Source organism: Arthrobacter sp. PL16, assembly GCF_035985055.1.
In the GTDB taxonomy this organism is placed as follows: Bacteria; Actinomycetota; Actinomycetes; order Actinomycetales; family Micrococcaceae; genus Arthrobacter_D; species Arthrobacter_D cheniae.
Genome location: NZ_JAXCIC010000007.1, coordinates 50,234 through 66,333, shown reverse-complemented (window position 1 = coordinate 66,333; position 16,100 = coordinate 50,234). Strand labels below are relative to the sequence as shown.

The 16,100-nt window shown below is 63.2% G+C and carries 15 protein-coding genes and 2 tRNA genes; 8 read left to right on the top strand and 9 right to left on the bottom strand.

Features of this window, described 5'->3' with window-relative positions; translation table 11 throughout:
• Positions 1-263 precede the first annotated feature (263 nt).
• From RCH21_RS13900 to RCH21_RS13890, 3 genes are all read left to right on the top strand, one after another.
• Positions 264-1,598, top strand: a complete 1,335-nt coding sequence (locus RCH21_RS13900) for a hypothetical protein (RefSeq protein ID WP_326964895.1) — start codon at positions 264-266, stop codon at positions 1,596-1,598.
• A gap of 238 nt (positions 1,599-1,836) precedes the next feature.
• Positions 1,837-2,070 carry a hypothetical protein gene (locus RCH21_RS13895; RefSeq protein WP_326964894.1) on the top strand — a complete coding sequence of 78 codons (234 nt, stop codon included), beginning with the start codon at positions 1,837-1,839 and terminating at the stop codon, positions 2,068-2,070.
• Between the two features lie 154 nt (positions 2,071-2,224).
• On the top strand, positions 2,225-2,644 hold the full coding sequence (locus RCH21_RS13890; RefSeq protein WP_326964893.1) for an SHOCT domain-containing protein: 420 nt from the start codon (positions 2,225-2,227) through the stop codon (positions 2,642-2,644).
• 79 nt (positions 2,645-2,723) lie between these two features.
• Here the strand turns inward: RCH21_RS13890 and RCH21_RS13885 are convergent, their stop codons facing one another.
• The 6 genes from RCH21_RS13885 to tadA form a co-directional block, all read right to left on the bottom strand.
• Positions 2,724-3,194 carry a Panacea domain-containing protein gene (locus tag RCH21_RS13885; RefSeq protein ID WP_326964892.1) on the bottom strand — a complete coding sequence of 157 codons (471 nt, stop codon included), beginning with the start codon at positions 3,192-3,194 and terminating at the stop codon, positions 2,724-2,726.
• 2 nt (positions 3,195-3,196) lie between these two features.
• Positions 3,197-4,162: a GAF domain-containing protein gene (locus RCH21_RS13880; RefSeq protein ID WP_326964891.1), complete on the bottom strand. Its 966-nt coding sequence runs from the start codon at positions 4,160-4,162 to the stop codon at positions 3,197-3,199.
• 594 nt (positions 4,163-4,756) lie between these two features.
• A complete protein-coding gene (locus RCH21_RS13875; RefSeq protein WP_326964890.1) occupies positions 4,757-5,464 on the bottom strand; it encodes an 8-oxoguanine DNA glycosylase OGG fold protein in 708 nt (235 codons plus the stop codon).
• Between the two features lie 172 nt (positions 5,465-5,636).
• Positions 5,637-5,726, bottom strand: a tRNA-Ser gene (locus tag RCH21_RS13870).
• A gap of 70 nt (positions 5,727-5,796) precedes the next feature.
• Positions 5,797-6,285: a pyridoxamine 5'-phosphate oxidase family protein gene (locus RCH21_RS13865; protein WP_326964889.1), complete on the bottom strand. Its 489-nt coding sequence runs from the start codon at positions 6,283-6,285 to the stop codon at positions 5,797-5,799.
• A 49-nt stretch (positions 6,286-6,334) separates the two neighbouring features.
• Positions 6,335-6,829, bottom strand: a complete 495-nt coding sequence (tadA, locus tag RCH21_RS13860) for a tRNA adenosine(34) deaminase TadA (RefSeq protein ID WP_326964888.1) — start codon at positions 6,827-6,829, stop codon at positions 6,335-6,337.
• A gap of 23 nt (positions 6,830-6,852) precedes the next feature.
• On the opposite strand from tadA, the gene upp reads away from it, so the two are divergent.
• From upp to RCH21_RS13840, 4 genes are all read left to right on the top strand, one after another.
• Positions 6,853-7,488, top strand: coding sequence for a uracil phosphoribosyltransferase (gene upp, locus RCH21_RS13855; RefSeq protein ID WP_120148525.1), 636 nt, complete (start codon positions 6,853-6,855; stop codon positions 7,486-7,488).
• A gap of 101 nt (positions 7,489-7,589) precedes the next feature.
• A complete protein-coding gene (locus RCH21_RS13850; protein ID WP_326964887.1) occupies positions 7,590-8,927 on the top strand; it encodes an APC family permease in 1,338 nt (445 codons plus the stop codon).
• Between the two features lie 487 nt (positions 8,928-9,414).
• Positions 9,415-10,227: a winged helix-turn-helix domain-containing protein gene (locus tag RCH21_RS13845; protein ID WP_120148523.1), complete on the top strand. Its 813-nt coding sequence runs from the start codon at positions 9,415-9,417 to the stop codon at positions 10,225-10,227.
• Between the two features lie 38 nt (positions 10,228-10,265).
• Complete coding sequence (locus RCH21_RS13840; protein ID WP_120148522.1) at positions 10,266-10,802, top strand: SixA phosphatase family protein; 537 nt, start codon at positions 10,266-10,268, stop codon at positions 10,800-10,802.
• A gap of 16 nt (positions 10,803-10,818) precedes the next feature.
• Here the strand turns inward: RCH21_RS13840 and RCH21_RS13835 are convergent, their stop codons facing one another.
• Positions 10,819-12,237: a dihydrolipoyl dehydrogenase family protein gene (locus tag RCH21_RS13835; RefSeq protein WP_326964886.1), complete on the bottom strand. Its 1,419-nt coding sequence runs from the start codon at positions 12,235-12,237 to the stop codon at positions 10,819-10,821.
• A gap of 92 nt (positions 12,238-12,329) precedes the next feature.
• A tRNA-Arg gene (locus RCH21_RS13830) sits at positions 12,330-12,405 on the bottom strand.
• 313 nt (positions 12,406-12,718) lie between these two features.
• On the opposite strand from RCH21_RS13830, the gene RCH21_RS13825 reads away from it, so the two are divergent.
• The gene (locus tag RCH21_RS13825) at positions 12,719-14,578 is read left to right on the top strand and encodes a phosphoenolpyruvate carboxykinase (GTP) (RefSeq protein ID WP_326964967.1); all 1,860 of its coding nucleotides are present in this window, start codon (positions 12,719-12,721) and stop codon (positions 14,576-14,578) included.
• Between the two features lie 69 nt (positions 14,579-14,647).
• Here RCH21_RS13825 and RCH21_RS13820 read toward each other — a convergent pair whose 3' ends face one another.
• Positions 14,648-16,054 carry a phosphomannomutase/phosphoglucomutase gene (locus tag RCH21_RS13820; protein ID WP_326964885.1) on the bottom strand — a complete coding sequence of 469 codons (1,407 nt, stop codon included), beginning with the start codon at positions 16,052-16,054 and terminating at the stop codon, positions 14,648-14,650.
• Positions 16,055-16,100 lie beyond the last annotated feature (46 nt).

The following is a 16,100-nucleotide window of genomic DNA, read 5'->3' as shown; positions in this document are numbered from 1 at the left end:
TACTGCCGCGAAGTTGGGGATCCTCGGTACATCATGGATCTGATCAAACGGATCGTCACAGTGTCACTTGAGACCAAGAAGAAAGTGGTTGGGTTGCCGGCGCTTGAGATTATGGAGTGATCTCTGAGTCTAATGTCGACCGGTGCGTCCGTGCTCCGGCCGCTCAGCCTAAACCGTCGACAATAAAAGGAACTGCGCGGAACTGGTAGTGACCGCTAAATGTTCACCTGTGTTGAACAGAAATTCGCTAATGGAGGGGAAATGTGCCAGAGAACGAGCTGACTTCGGGCGAGCCAAGGCTGGGCTGGCTCGTCGACGGCGATCCAGGTACGGAATCTGGCGCCGTCATGCTTCAAGACACGGGGAATACGATCGACCTCACGGTGCCGCTTAGGGGGATGTTCGACGAGAACGACCCGTACGGCCGGTGGTGGTCTTCAGGCGTGCATTTCGGCGACGACCCCGATCGGATTAAGCACAGCTACAAGCCACCCCGGGTGCTTCTTTTGGAGGATGCTCGAGGATCCGTGGTGCTGGTCGGATGCCGTTCCACGGGCTCGACTTCCAACTTCGATGTCGGCCTGGGTCATATTGTCGCGAATTATGCCGTCCTTGGTGGTAGTCACCTTCGGTATGAAAAGGTTGATGGTCTGCGAACGGAAATTCCCGCTATGGCCGCCTGGACGCGTCTCAGCAGCATAAAGATCAAGATTGAGTCCAACGAGAAGAACCGCATTCAGTCCGTCCAGATGACGCTGGCGAACGCGGAGCCGATCGCCCTAGCCCGTCCAATGAACCTTATGATGCGGTCGAGCTGGAGAACCGAGCGACCAAGTGGGGGCTTTCTTGCCTATGAAGGCGTCGAACTGGAAACCTCTGTCGACAGGGCGCGGCCTTGGGAGGAGCATCTCCAGATCCACGGCGCTGTCCTTGACCTTGTCTCTGTCGCGGCTTGGAAGTCGTTCGGAATCTCGTCAACCAAGGTGAGGCGCATCGACGATCCGCACCGGAACCTAGCCGGGGGTGACATGGGCGAGCGCTGGCTGGCAGTGGCGACCTATCGCCTCCCGAAGCATGATGGGTGGACCAAAGACCCGCACTTTCTCTTCCCCTACGGAGAGGTGGCAAACCGGGGCGTGTCGCGCTGGCTACGATTGCGGAAGAAATACGGGCGAGTGGTTGGTCCGCTGAACATTCTGCGTTCCGATGATCCCTGGGGCCATCCGAGCGTGGTGCAGAGCGGGATTGCGTTGGAGGCCCTCGGCTACCTCATCGACGTGGAGAAGAACAACGGAGCCAGCCTTAATAGCCGTAAGCAGATGAACTTCAAACCCGGACTGCGCGTAATCCTCGCTGATATGCAGGTAAGTCCCTTTGCTGATACTGAAGGGTGGATCGAACGGGCGGATGCTGCCTACATGGGAGCGAAGCACCCTGATCGCCCGGAGCCGGACTCTCTAACGATGCTCAACACTCTCCGCGAGAACCTGTTGGTCCTGTGCTTCTGGATCGGCCTACAGCTTGGAGTGAAGCCCAAGTCGCTGGTGGACGCTCTAAGAATGGACGCGCTGGCGCAAGAGTTCATCCTCGCGGGATGAACCCTTCCCACCGAGACGTACCCGGGTAAGCAGTCAGGAATCCTCCGACGTAACCTGGCGGCGCGGAGCTCTCCTTGCTGACCTGAATGGGCGCAGAAACCGGGGTACGCAGTCTTTCCACGCCCAAACCTCACATCATAATGTCGGTTATGTTGTGGCCGGGAAAGACGCAAGGACGACATGTGCCTCGGCGTCGTGCCGCCATCGGCCCGGGTGGTTCCTGTGTCAGAATCTGCTTATGGACGAACAGGCACCCGCCGGCTGGTACCCGGATCAAGACGTGACGGCCGTCAACTCGAATAATAAGAAGGACGGCGCATTTTCGAAGATCGGGGCTTTGGTTAAGAAGGCTGCGGCGGACAGGCAGGCAGCGAAAGAAGAGCTCGGTCGAAAACAATCGACGGATGCGCACGCTGCTGGCGCGCTTGTCACGAGCGGTGTCTCTGGCGCCTCAACAGTCGAGATTTATTAAGGCGGCTACGTCCGCGTAGCAACCGCGCCAAATAATGCGCAGCAACCCGCGAGTATCACCAAGAAGGCGCCATACGAGCAGTTGCGCTCAATCAAGTTCACACAGCCTGGGCTGGACCAAGCCTCCGGTCCTGAAGGAGCCGCTCGGACCAGCGGTGGCAGGCATTCTGAAGGGTGGCAAGGCCTTTATGAAAGGTAGTGCACCGGGCTTAGCGGTCGCGGGGATAGCACGCCTCGCTAAGAACGAGGCGCGGAAGCCCTTCCTGACCATTGTCACTGACAAAGAAATTTGCACACTCATCAATCAAATCAGTAATGGTTTCATTAACAAGAGCATCAAGGGGCACAACGAGGTTGGGCTAGTTCTGGAGGCCGCAGGGAAGTCGGTGCTCCGCGTAGCCGAGTTGGCGGAACATGGGCCCGAGTCAGGGTCTCAGCCAGTCGTGGCTGGTCATCCTGCCAATGGTTCGGCCCTCTCAGAGCGGCTCCGCGAACTGGCTGACTTACACAGGGACGGCATTTTGTCCGACGACGAGTTTGCTGCCGCAAAAGGGAAGTTGCTCGCCGGGCTCTGACTACCTCCCTCCCTAGATGGTCGGAGTCTTCCTACGGTCACTCGTCCGAGCGGGTGGCGGAGGGCTGGCGAGGTAGATGTTAGAGCCAGTTAAGCAGCTCGTCATTTCCATTCTCTTGCGCGGCTATCTCAACAAAGTGTTCCTTGATATCGCTGACAGGTATAACTTCTGAACTGCTATCGGATGGCCGGGCCTTGCCTCTCGCTTTCAACCAAGGCCGCTCCTGATGGGTTAGTTCACTTAGTTGCAAACCACTCATTCCGCCGTAAGTCAGAAGAACATCATCGATTACCGATCGCTCGACGGGATTAAGCTTGCTTCCGTCTCCTTGTGGCCAAACATCAACCGAAACACGACGACGATGATGCGAGTATAAGGATCGAACAACAGGACCGAGGCGCCATGCCTCTATGTCGGCTCCGAAGAGGGGTTTCCCCTCCCATGCGAGGTGCCAGCCTTGGCTGTAGTAACAGAGTTTTTGCAGCTTCATCGTCGACATGTTGCCGCTACGGGAGATGATGTACGCCGCTACGTCATGTACGTTGGCCACCGTTAGCCTCCCATCCTTTGGTCTGACCCTATAACACCATCATCAGTCTGCACCGATGGCACCGCAACAACTTCCGTAGTGCTCCCCTCGGCTGACGCTTCGTGCGTAACTGGCGGCGGGCTCGTTGCATCTGACGCTCCCCGGGAGGGGCGAATGGTTCTTGTTGTGGGTTTAGTCAGCTTCAGTCCTATTGCGAGCAAGGCTGCAAGGGTTTGCGCGGTTGTAACGTGCTCTTCGACGAGCTCGCCCTTTTTAGTGCCGTCGATCATAAGCACCCCAAGTTCGGTCTCCTCCGAAGTGATACTTACGGCTATAAACGACTTGTACCGCTTGTCAGGGGAGTCGATAGGAAGTTCCGTTTGGGTGATATCGGGTATGTGCAGTGGATCCCGGCTGGTTAGTACCTTGAAGAGCAAGTCTCCATGAGGTGTGCCTCGCTCGAAGGATCGCCTCGGTTGATCAGTTCGACCGTACTGCGGTGCTCTGTGTACGAGCAGAGCCGGATCGGTTGAGTCATCTTCATTCACGTCTCCGTCGACGATGTAGAGACAGGCGCGAATGTCTTGTACCTGGAAAAGATTTACCGAACAGACCATGACAGACTCTATATATGCCTCAACGGATGGCAGCTTTCTGGTCTTTGGGTCCACTACCTTCTCAAGAGCTGTATAAACGTGTATCAGTTTATTATTGAAGCCGGCCAACGCGATTCGGTTTGAAGACTCCACGTCCGCTATAGCGTGTTCCTTCGCGGCGCTCTCCATTTTTTTAGCGAAATGACCGAGCGCCCACCCAAGGACCGAAACTACTGCTCCCGCAATTATCTGCAGCACATTTGGATCGTTCAAATTCCTGAGGGAATTGGTAATCAAAAAACCACCTGCAAGAACAATTGCAGCTGAGATAATAGTCGACCATACGCTGTTGAAGAACGACGTCGCCGCTTCATGCTTGCGCAGCCATTGCACTACCAACCTGACCCCATGTCCTAGTGAGTGGGACGATACGCCACCACGTCGAAAGTCTAGCCTCAGGTTCGGACAATCAAGTAAGCGGAGTGAAGCCTTTGGGGATTGCTTCGACCTATGGCGTGAGAGGGCTACCAGCGAAGTAGCAGTCCCATGCGTAGGGCGGTTTCACGTTGTCGTCGCGCCGCGTCTCGTTCGGCCCTAGCTTCGCCCTGGTTCTCATGCATCTGATGAATTGCTGCGGGTACCCCCGCCGGTGACGAGATGCAGTCATAGGGGAGGGGGTGGCCTAAGAACCAAAGGCTGGACACGCCTGCTCGCGGACGTATGTCACGACGTGCCCGGTGCGAGATCCTCGGGCCCGGTCAGCCTCGTGTTGATGTAGATAAGGCGCAACAGCAACGCCTGACTCAGTTTCACTCCCGCCGCGTCGATTCCATTACCCATTGTCAAGCGCCTCGCAGACGTTCCCGAAGGGTGCGGCTGCTTGGAGGCAGTTGTCATCCGACAGGTACTGACCGTGATTGACTTGGCAGTCCCGGCAGCAGCGAGCGCTCCAACCGCCTCTGGTATCCCTGACTGCAGGCGCTGTTGCTAACCGACTTTGAAGGCCCAGCGTTCAACCTCATCAAAGCCAATCCGCCGTTCCGCCGTCGAAAACTGGTCGGCCCAGTGGGCCATGAGCTCGATGGCGTTCGAATAAGTGTTGTACCCGTATCCGCTGCCGTTCCTCGGAGTCAGCGGCTCAGCAGTGTATCGGCTCAAGGTCGCCAGGACCCGTTTGTCTACGATTAGGCAGCGGTGCTCAGGATTACCAGCGCCGGCGAAGTATAGGTACTTGGTGAAGAAGTTCGGCCCCAGCGACTTAATCAGAGGCTCGAACGGTTGGAAGGTCCTGAAAGCAGCTTCCGGGTCCTTGCGTGATGCGATCGCCGCGCGACGCAAGGCACCGCCGATTCCTTCGACGTCCTGCGTTACGGAAGCTACGCGCTGAGGGGTGTTTCTGTGGTTCGTTCCGCTTCCCCAGGCCAGAGTGTGCCAGAGCAATGCGTAGGCGGCGTCATTTGATTCGTCTTTGCAGGCAGCGTCGGCCATCGCGAATAGTGAACCGCGGCTGATGATGCCGCGTTCGGTGTCGTCATTAGTGCCGCGGATTGGAGCGCCGGGAAGGTGCCCAATCCGGCTATTCCACGGCGAGAGATTCAGTTCGAAGCCGTGCTCGTCAATGGCTTGGCTTCGGAGATTCGACCGCAGGTGATCGCTCAGTTCAGCAGGGGCCTGGACAGGAGCGGATGGCGTCATGATTTTCAGCCTAGCGCTCAGGGTCGTAGGGCTGGGCTCGAGGCCTGCTTCTCATGGGACGAAGTTTCAGCGGCCGAGCGTTCCTGTTACCGCTGCGTTACCGCTGGCTCTCCCCAACCAAAGCGAAAGGCCCCGGTTCCCTTTATCTACAAGGGAACCGGAGCCTTTCAGCTGGCGGTGACGGTGGGATTTGAACCCACGTTGGCTTTTACACCAAACAACATTTCGAGTGTTGCACCTTCGGCCGCTCGGACACGTCACCAACGCCGCTACTTTACCGGGTTCGGCCCCCGAGTCCCAAAACGGGTAGGGGTGAACACGGCAGGTCGACGCTACGGCAGCTCGATGACCTCGTTCTTGCCCGAGTCCGGCTTGCTGCCGGTCACGAGGCCCTTGACCATCTTCACGGCCGAGACGACGCGCGGAGCGTCCATCGACCAGTACTCGGCGGTGTCCGCGTCGACGTGGATCAGGGCGACGGCGGGATCGTCGCGGCCGTTCTCGAACCATGCGGACACCGAGGGTCCCCAGAGCTCGTCAATCTTCGCCTGGTCCCGCGTCAGCGTAGCCGTGCCGGCGATCGATACGTAGCCCTTGCCCGTACTCGCCGAGACGTTGACCTGCGGGTTGGCGCGGATTTCGTCGGCCTTCGGGGACGGGTCTTCGGTGAAGAACCAAAGGTCACCGTCGAAGTCCTTGCCGTGCAGCGCGAGCGGCCTGCTCACGAGCTGCCCGTTCAGGCTGATGGTCGTGAGGATGGCGATGTCGGTCTTGCCGAGGATGTCCTGTACTTCCTTCAAGCCGTCCTGCTGGTCTGCCACGTCTACTCCTTCGAGGGGGATGCTCTGGATTTCATCAGCCTACGCAGTATCAGGGGTGGCGGGAACCGGATCGCTGTGCCGCGAAGAAGTCCTTGAGCAGGAGTGCGCACTCGTCCTCGCGCACGCCGGAGACCACTTCGGTCCAGTGGTTGAGGCGGCGCTCGCGGAGGACGTCGAACACCGAGCCTGCAGCGCCGGCCTTCTCGTCCCAGGCGCCGAAGACCACGCGGGGGATGCGTGCCAGGACGGACGCCCCCGCGCACATGGCGCACGGCTCGAGCGTCACCACCAGGGTGCAGCCCTCGAGCCGCCACGTACCGAGCTGCGTGGCGGCGGCGCGGATGGCCTGTATCTCCGCGTGCGCCGTCGGGTCGCCGAACTCCTCACGCTGGTTCCAGCCCGTACCCAGCACGGAACCACCAGGCCCGACGACGACGGCGCCGATCGGCACGTCCGCACTGGCACGTGTCCGCGCGGCAGCGAGCAGTGCCAACCCCATCCAGGCCCGGTGCTCGGGATCAACGGGCGGAGGGGAGGGGTTCATGGGCTCAATGGTACTTTTGTCGCATGCGCGTACTGGTAGTCGACCACCCCCTTGTAGCCCACAAACTCACAGTTCTCAGGGACAAGGACACATCGTCACCGGTGTTCCGCCTCCTCACCGAGGAGCTCGTCACCCTGCTGGCCTACGAGGCGACGCGTGATGTCCGCGTCGAGACCGTGTCCATCGAGACGCCGGTCACGGCTACCCAGGGCACGGGCCTCGTGAAGCCCACGCCGCTCGTGGTCCCGATCCTCCGTGCCGGCCTCGGGATGCTCGAGGGGATGACGCGCCTCGTGCCGACGGCGGAAGTAGGGTTCCTCGGCATGGCCCGTAACGAGGAGACCCTCGAGGCGATCACGTATGCCGAGCGACTGCCCGAGGACCTCACCGGTCGCCAGGTCTTCGTGCTGGATCCGATGCTGGCCACGGGCGGCACGCTCCGCGAGGCCATCAAGTTTCTCTTTGCACGGGGCGCCGCCGACATCACCTGCATCTGCCTGCTCGCAGCACCCGAGGGCCTCGCCACGCTGCAGGAGGAGTTGGAGGGCCGCAACGTCACCATCGTTTTGGCTTCGATCGACGAGAGGCTCAACGAGAAGTCCTACATCGTCCCGGGCCTCGGTGACGCAGGCGACCGCCTCTACGGCGTCGTCGGCTAGCCCTGTCGTACCTCCTACGCGACGACGGCCGAATACGGCAAGGGGCGTCGCAGCATTGCCGAGGAGTTGCGCAAGCGCGTGGCACGGGCTCCAATGGGGCGATGACGAACGACACCAGCACGACCAAGCCAGGTACCGAGGGCGGGCTGAAGCGCGCAATCGGCGCACCGTTGCTGTTCGCCTTCATTGTCGGTGACACGCTCGGGGCCGGCATCTATACGCTGGTGGGCACGATGTCCGCCGACGTCGGGGGCGTGATCTGGCTGCCGCTGCTCATAGCGCTGGTCGTGGCGCTCCTCACCGCGGGGACCTACGCCGAGCTGATCACCAAGTATCCGCATGCCGGAGGTGCTGCAAGGTACGTGGATCGGGCCTTCAGCATCCCGTACGTGTCGTTCCTTGTCGGGTTCCTGATGATGGCCTCGGGAATCACCACGGCCGCTGCCCTCGCGAATGCCTTCGCGGGCGACTACCTGGCCGCGCTCATCGATGTGCCTGCTGCTCCCGCGGCGGTCGTCTTCATCATCCTGCTCACGATCATCAACCTCCGCGGTGTCAGGGAATCCCTCACCGCCAACCTCGTCGCCTCCGTCATCGAGGTGAGCGGCCTCGTGCTCGTCATCGTCCTCGCCGCTGTCGTGTTCGGTAGTGGCGGTGGTGAGCCGTCCCGGCTCCTCGAGTTCGCTCCGGACGTCCCGCCGCTGCAGGGCGCATTCGCCGCGTCGATCATCGCCTTCTTCTCCTTCCTGGGGTTCGAGGCCGCCGCCAACATGGCCGAAGAGGTACGCAACCCCTCGAGGGCCTACCCTCGAGCCCTCTTCGGAGCCATCGGCACCGCTGCCGTCATCTACCTCCTCATCGCCGTGGGAGCGGTCATCGTCCTGCCCCCGGCTGAGCTCGCGGTCTCCACCGCTCCACTGCTCGACGTCGTGGCGGCCACCGGCGCAGGAATCCCGCCGTGGTTGTTCGGCCTGATCGCCCTGGTCGCCATCGCCAACGGCACGCTGCTGTTCATGGTCATGGCCAGCCGTGTCGGCTACGGCCTTGCAGAAGCGGGACTTCTGCCCCGTGCTTTCGGCCGTGTGCTGCCGAAGCGACGCACTCCGGTGGTCTCGATCCTCGTCGTCGCCGGGTTGACCATCGGGCTGACCCTCCTGGGGGATGTCTCGACACTGGCCGAGACCACCGTGCTCCTGCTGCTCCTGGTGTTCCTGTCGGCCAACGTGAGCGTGCTCGTGCTCAAGACGGACATCGTGGAGCACGCCCACTTCAAGGTGCCGCGCTTCGTGCCGGTGCTCGCGATCATCGCCAGCGTAGGCCTGCTGACCCAGCAGACCGGAGTTGTCTGGCTCGGTGCCCTCGCCTACGTGGCGGTCGGATCGGTGCTGTTCCTGCTTGCACGGGCCGGTCGCAAGCGTGAGGAGCGCGTCTCGAGCTAGCGGGTAAGGGGAATTGTTCAGGGAACCGTTCCCGGGATCGCCGCAGGGTCGCGTCGTCCGTCACGTTCGGCCTCCGAGCTGAAAGGGGTGCCGGACTGCGGCAAGGAGTGGACGGATGGCTTGTGGGAGCCGCCACTACTGGACGGAATGTCAGCAGGAGCGCGTCGCCCGGGTCGCGGCTGACGCTCCGTCCACGCGTCCATAGTGCTCGCATGCTGGACATCGGGCATTGTTACTTGCGCGTAGGCGATTGTTACATGCAATAATTCGACACGTGAACACCAACTCACCCGCATCTGCAGCCGCAGTTCCCTCCCAGGACTCCATGTCCCGGATGGACCTCCGCTGTTATCGAATGCACGCGTAACGGTTTTACCCAAACCTTCCTTACGCACTCCAAGCCCAACGGCGGGCATCCTTCTTCATCCCGACCGGGCACATCCCGCATTCGAGCCGCGATGACGGCACACTTCACGGAGTTGTTTCCATGTCAGTAAATTCAGGCTACGTCCATATCTCCCTCCGCTCGCCACAGGGCCGCCAGGCCCGGCAGCAGTTCGCTCCCGCCTTCGGCCATGACCCGCAGGCGTCCCACCCGCATCGCCTCCAGGTCGTGGCCGGCAGGGATGCGCAACCGTTGACCGCCCCTGTTCCCGTCGTCGCTCCCAATGGAGTTCCCGGTCCGCAGGCCGTCACGGGCGACACGACAGCGCGCGGCTTTGTGCTCTACGTCGCGTTGGACGAGGCCACGGCCGCCGAGGCCGGCACCACCTTCTCGAAGCTCGCACAGGACGTCCGTGCGTATGTCCGGTCGCTCGTTCCGACGGCGGAGAGCCATGCGGCTGTGGCACTGGCCCCGGCCGACGCTCCCGGCTCGGACATCGACGTCGTCCGTGCCGCGCTCGGCGACCCTACGGTCGCACGACGTTCCCGTGCTGATGCCGTATCCATGCAGGCGCAGGCCCAGCCCGCGCGGCCTACCGGTGTACTCATCGACCTGTCCCGGCGGGAGGTCCACCTCGACGGCGAGACGCTGAACCTCACGTTCAAGGAATTCGAGCTCCTCAACTACCTCGTCGAGAACGCGACCCGCACCGTCGGCCGCGAGGAGCTCCTCAGCGGACTGTGGCGGAACGCGGACGAAGTTCCGAACGAGCGCACCATCGATGTCCACATCAGGCGGTTGAGGTCGAAGCTGGGACGCCTGGCGAATACGGTACGGACCGTGCGCGGCCAGGGCTACCGTTTCTACGACCACCCGGAGGTCGTCGTCTGGGCAGCTCCGGAGTACTCCATCTAGCCTGCCGGCGGACTTGTGGGAGGCCATAGACTTCGGGGATGGCCTCCCACCACCTGAAGAAACTCATGCTCCTGCGCCATGCGAAGGCGGAGTTCCAGGAGGGCGTACCGGACCACGAGCGGTCGCTGAGCTCGCGCGGTCACGCTGATGCCCCGCTGGCCGGCCGCTGGATGCTCGAGCATGACGTCGTACCAGACTTCATCCTCGTCTCCACGGCGCTCCGCACCCGGCAGACGTGTACCTGGATCTGTAAGGAACTGGGAGACAAGGCACCGACACCCAAGCTGGAGGACGACCTCTATGCCGCCCACTCCACCGAGATACTCACGCTCATCAACCACGTACCGCCGACCGTCACGAGCCTCCTGGTGATCGCGCACAACCCTGGTATCCAGGAGCTGGCCATGCGCCTCGCCTCCGTGCGGTCAAGCGAGCCTGCCGTGATGGACCTCGCCACGGACTACCCAACGGCGGGCCTGACGGTGATGACGTACGACGGCGAATGGGCGTCGCTCGACGGCCGCGATGCCGATGTCACCGATTTCGTCGTGCGCCGAGCGTCCAGCCTGCGGTAACAGCCGCCGGCAGGGCCTACATCCCGTATTTCTCGAGCAGCCGCAACCACACCTCGCTGACGGTGGGGTACGCGGGAACCGCATGCCACAGGCGGTGCATCGGTACCTCGCCCACGACGGCGATGGTCGCGGAGTGCAGCATCTCCGAGACTTCGGGCCCGGCGAATGTCACGCCGACGAGGACCTTGCGGTCCTCGTCCACCACGATCTGCGCCCAACCCTTGTAGTCGTCCCCATGGAGGGCGGAGCCACCGACGGCGATCGGCAGGGACGTCTCCGACGCGTTGACGCCGTCCTTCCGCGCCTGCTCGAGCGTCCGGCCGACCATTGTGATCTCCGGGTCGGTGAAGACCACCTGCGGGACGGCAACGTCGTCTGCCGTCGCAGCATAGGGGCTCCAGTCCTCCGCGGAGTCACCGAGGGTGCCGTTGGCGCGGGCGGCGATCGCATCACCGGTCATGCGTGCCTCGTATTTGCCCTGGTGTGTCAGCTGCACCCTGCCTCCGGCGTCTCCGACGGCGTAGAGCCAGCCCCCGGCGCCGGGCACGCGTCCCGTCGCGTCGCTGACGATCTTCCTGACGTCCAGTCCGAGGTCTTCGAGGCCGAGGCCGTCCGTGTGGGGGTGGCGTCCGGTAGAGACCAGCAGGCGCTCGGCGGTAACGGTCCGGCCGTCCCCGACGTCGAGCAGGAACATGCCGTCCTTCTTCCGGACCGCGCTGGTGGCGGTGTCCGTCAGGATGGTGATGCCTTCGGCGCGCAATGCCTCGAGGACGAGATCAGTGGCTTCCTTCGGGTAGTTCCCGAGGATGCCGCTGCGGGCGATGACGGTGACCTCCGAGCCGAGCCGGGCGTAGGCCTGGGCGAGCTCCACTCCGGCGACGCCCCCGCCGAGGACCGCCAGACTGGCCGGCACGGCGGCGGCGGAGGTGGCTTCCCGGGTGGTCCAGTAGTCGAGATCCGCGAGGCCGTCGATCGGCGGAACGGTCGGCGTCGAGCCGGTGGCCAGGACGACGGCGTGGTTGGCGCGATAGCGGGTCTTCGTTCCGTCCTTGTGGCTGACAGTCACTTCGCGTTCGCCGGAGATGGTCGCCCAACCGCGGTCCAGCGTGATGCCGGCAGAGGCTACCCATTCCTCCTGGGAGGAGTCATCCCAGTCCGAGGTGAAGGAGGTGCGGCGGGCCAGGACCTGCTGGGGATCGAGGGAGCCGGTGATGGCCTCGCGCGCCCCGGCGACGGCCCGTGCTGCATTGAGGATGGTGCCGGGACGGAGCAGTGCCTTGGACGGCATGCAGGCCCAATAGGAGCATTCACCACCCACGAGGTCTGCTTCGACCAGTACTGCCGAGAGGCCCTTCTCGGTCACCCTCCCTGCCACGTTCTCGCCGACCGCGCCGGCGCCGATGATCAGGACATCCGTAGTCTTCACTTCGCTCATAGGCGAAGCTTTTCACTGACCTGGCAGGGCGGCAAGCCAACGAAGAAAGGCCCCGACCGGAGTCGGAGCCTTTCAGGGGTTCTGGTGAACCGTGGTGCGCGCGAAGGGATTCGAACCCCCAACCTTCTGATCCGTAGTCAGATGCTCTATCCGTTGAGCTACGCACGCATCCGTAGTCCGTCGATCCGCACTGCGAATCCGTCCTACAAGCGGGCCGTTTGGCCGTAGACAACTTTACCGTGGAATTTGCATGTCACCTAATCCAGGGGCGATGCACCGAGGAACTGTACCGGTCTAGGTGACCTTCGTCACACGGCAGGCTTATGTAAGCGCAGGACATCGCCGTCGTTTCGGGCTTTGAAAGGCCGACGGCGGCAACGGCCCGTCCGCACCACCCTTGCATGAAACATCCCACATCTAGCATCGGATCACACCGAGCACCCCAACGAAGGGAAGACTGATGGGCGATCCCGTACGACAGATGACGGCCGACACCACCACGACGAGTCCTGAGGATGACGCACAGTCATATGGTTCCGCGCAGGCGCCGACGAATCATCAGGCGCTGCTTGCATGGGTCCGCGAGGTCCAGCAGCTGACGCAGCCGGCCCAGGTCGTGTGGGTGGACGGCTCCGAGGCGGAGAATACGCGGCTCAGCGACGAGCTCGTCGCCGCGGGGACGTTCGTCCGCCTGAACCCCGAGCACTTTCCCAACTCCTTCGCAGCGTTCTCGGACCCCAAGGACGTGGCCCGCGTGGAGGAGCAGACGTTCATCTGCTCGAAGAACGAGCGGGAGGCCGGCTTCACCAACAACTGGATGGACCCGGACGAGATGAAGGTGAAGCTCAATGGCCTCTTCTCGGGTGCCATGCGTGGCCGGACCATGTACGTGATCCCCTTCGTCATGGGCCACCTCGACGCCGAGGACCCGAAATTCGGGGTCGAGATCACCGACAGCGCCTACGTGGTGACGTCCATGCGCATCATGGCGACCATCGGGACCGCTGTCCTGGAACGCATGACCCAACTCGACGCCGGCTTCGTCCCGGCCCTCCATTCCCTCGGAGCACCGCTCTCCGACGGCGAGGCAGACGTCCCCTGGCCGTGCAACGACGAGAAGTGGATCGTGCACTTCCCGGAGGAGCGGTCCATCTGGTCCTACGGCTCCGGCTACGGCGGCAACGCGTTGCTCGGCAAGAAGTGCTACGCCCTGCGGATCGCGTCCGTGATGGCACGCGACGAGGGGTGGCTGGCCGAACACATGCTGATCCTCAAGCTCACCTCCCCGCAGGAGAAGACCTACTACCTCTCCGCGGCCTTCCCCTCCGCCTGCGGAAAGACCAACCTCGCACTGCTCGACCCGACCATCGAGGGCTGGAAGGTCGAGACCCTCGGGGACGACATCACCTGGATGCGCTTCGGCAAGGAAGGCGAACTGCGCGCCATCAATCCCGAGGCCGGACTGTTCGGCGTCGCACCCGGAACGGGCTGGCACACCAACCCGAACGCCATGCGCGCCATCGCCAAGGGCAACTCCGTGTTCACCAACGTCGCCCTCACCGACGACGGCGGCGTGTGGTGGGAGGGCATGACCGAGGAGGTCCCCGCGCACCTTACCGACTGGCAGGGCCGGGACTGGACGCCTGACATGGACCACCCTGCCGCCCATCCGAACGCACGGTTCTGCACGCCCATCGACCAGATCGACATGCTTGCCGAGGAGTTCAACCGGCCCGACGGCGTCGAGCTCTCGGCTATCCTCTTCGGCGGACGCCGCAAGACGACCGTCCCGCTGGTCACGCAGTCCCGTAACTGGGCCAACGGCATCTTCATGGGCTCGACGCTGTCCTCCGAGACCACGGCCGCCGCCGCGGGAGAGGTGGGCCGCGTCCGCCGCGATCCGATGGCCATGCTGCCCTTCATCGGGTACGACGCCGGTGATTACCTCCGCCACTGGCTCACGCTGAGTGCCGGTGCGGACCAGGCCCGCCTGCCGAAGATCTTCCTGGTCAACTGGTTCCGCCGCACCGCCGCAGGCGGGTTCGCCTGGCCGGGCTTCGGGGACAACTCGCGGGTGCTGAAGTGGGTCATTGAGCGGTTGGAAGGCACGGCCGACGCCGTCGAGACTCCTATTGGATTCGTTCCCACCGGAGATGGGATCGACCTGACCGGACTGGACATGACGCCCGCCGAGGTCGAGGCGGCGGTGCACGTCGACGCCGTCGAGTGGGCCCAGGAACTCGAGGGGATCGAGCAGTGGTATGCCGGCTTCGGGGCGTCCCTGCCCGACGAGCTCAAGGGGCAGTTGCAGGAGTTGAAGGAGCGCTTCAGCAACGCCTGACGCCCCTCTATCTAGGAGCGGCCCCTCCCGGTGGGAGGGGCCGCTCCTATGTCGGCTTCCTACTAACAGTTAGTCGCGGATGACGGCGAGGACACGCTGCACGAGGTCCTCGAGCGTCTGCGGGTCCACGGCCTCCGCATTGAGCCGGAGGTAGGGCTCGGTGTTCGAGGGGCGCAGGTTGAACCACCAGTTCCCGTGGTCCGGCGTGAAGGTGAGGCCGTCGAGGTCGTCCACCACAACACCCTCCTGCTCGAACTCCGTACGGGCCCGCGCGATCGATGCCTGGAGGTCCTCCACCTTCGAGTTGACCTCGCCCGAGGAGAAGTAGGGCTCGTATTCCCGGCCGAGCTCGGACAGCGGGCCGTCCTGTTCCCCGAGAGCCGCTAGCACGTGCATGGCGGCCAGCATGCCCGTGTCGGCGTTCCAGAAGTCTCGGAAGTAGTAGTGGGCGGAGTGCTCGCCGCCGAATACCGCTCCCTCCTCGGCCATGACGGCCTTGATGAAGGAGTGGCCTACCCGGGTGCGGACCGGGCGGCCGCCGTCGTTCCTGATCAGTTCCGGCACCGCGCGCGAGGTGATCAGGTTGTGGATGATGGCGGGCTCGGAGGTGCCTGCAGCCTGTGCGCGGGCGATCTCGCGGCGCGCGATCATCGCGGTGATGGCGCTCGGCGAGACGGCCTCGCCCAATTCGTCGATGATGAAGCAGCGGTCGGCGTCGCCGTCGAACGCGATGCCGATGTCCGCACCGTGCTCGACCACTGCGGCCTGCAGGTCGCGGAGGTTCTCCGGTTCGAGCGGGTTGGCGGGGTGGTTCGGGAACGAGCCGTCGAGCTCGAAGTACAGGGGCACGATGTCGAAGGGCAGCGCGGGCAGGAGGCGGTCGCCGAGAACAGCGGGCGTGGTGAGGCCGGCCATGCCGTTGCCGGCGTCGACCACGACCTTGAGCGGGCGCGACGACGAGAGGTCCACCTGCGCGCGGAGGAATCGCGAGTACTCCTCCAGGATGTCGCGCACGCTGGTCCTGCCCTGAACGTCCGCGGCCGGGATCACGCCGTCCGCGAGGTACCGCTCGGCACGCTCCTGGACGTCGTTGAGGCCCGTCTCCGAGGACACCGGGACCGCGCCCGGTCGCGTCATCTTCATGCCGTTGTACTGGGCCGGGTTGTGGCTGGCGGTGAAGGTCACGCCGGCAGCGTTCAGCGTCCCGCTCGCATAGTACAGCTCGTCCGTGGAGATGAGGTCGAGGAGGAGGACGTCCGCACCGCGGAGGGTGGCTCCGTCGGAGAAGGCCTTGGAGAACTCGGGTGATGACGGGCGCATGTCGCCGCCGACGAGGATCGTCTCACCTGCAAGTCCCAGGGAGTCCACGAAGGCTGCTCCAACCGCCCGCACCGAGTCCACCGTGATGGTCTCGCCGACGATGCCTCGCACGTCATAGGCCTTGAAGGATGCGGAAAGATCGAGGAGTGTAGTCACGCTTGGAAGTGTATCGGGTGGTGTCCGACCACCGGTTGCCCACATA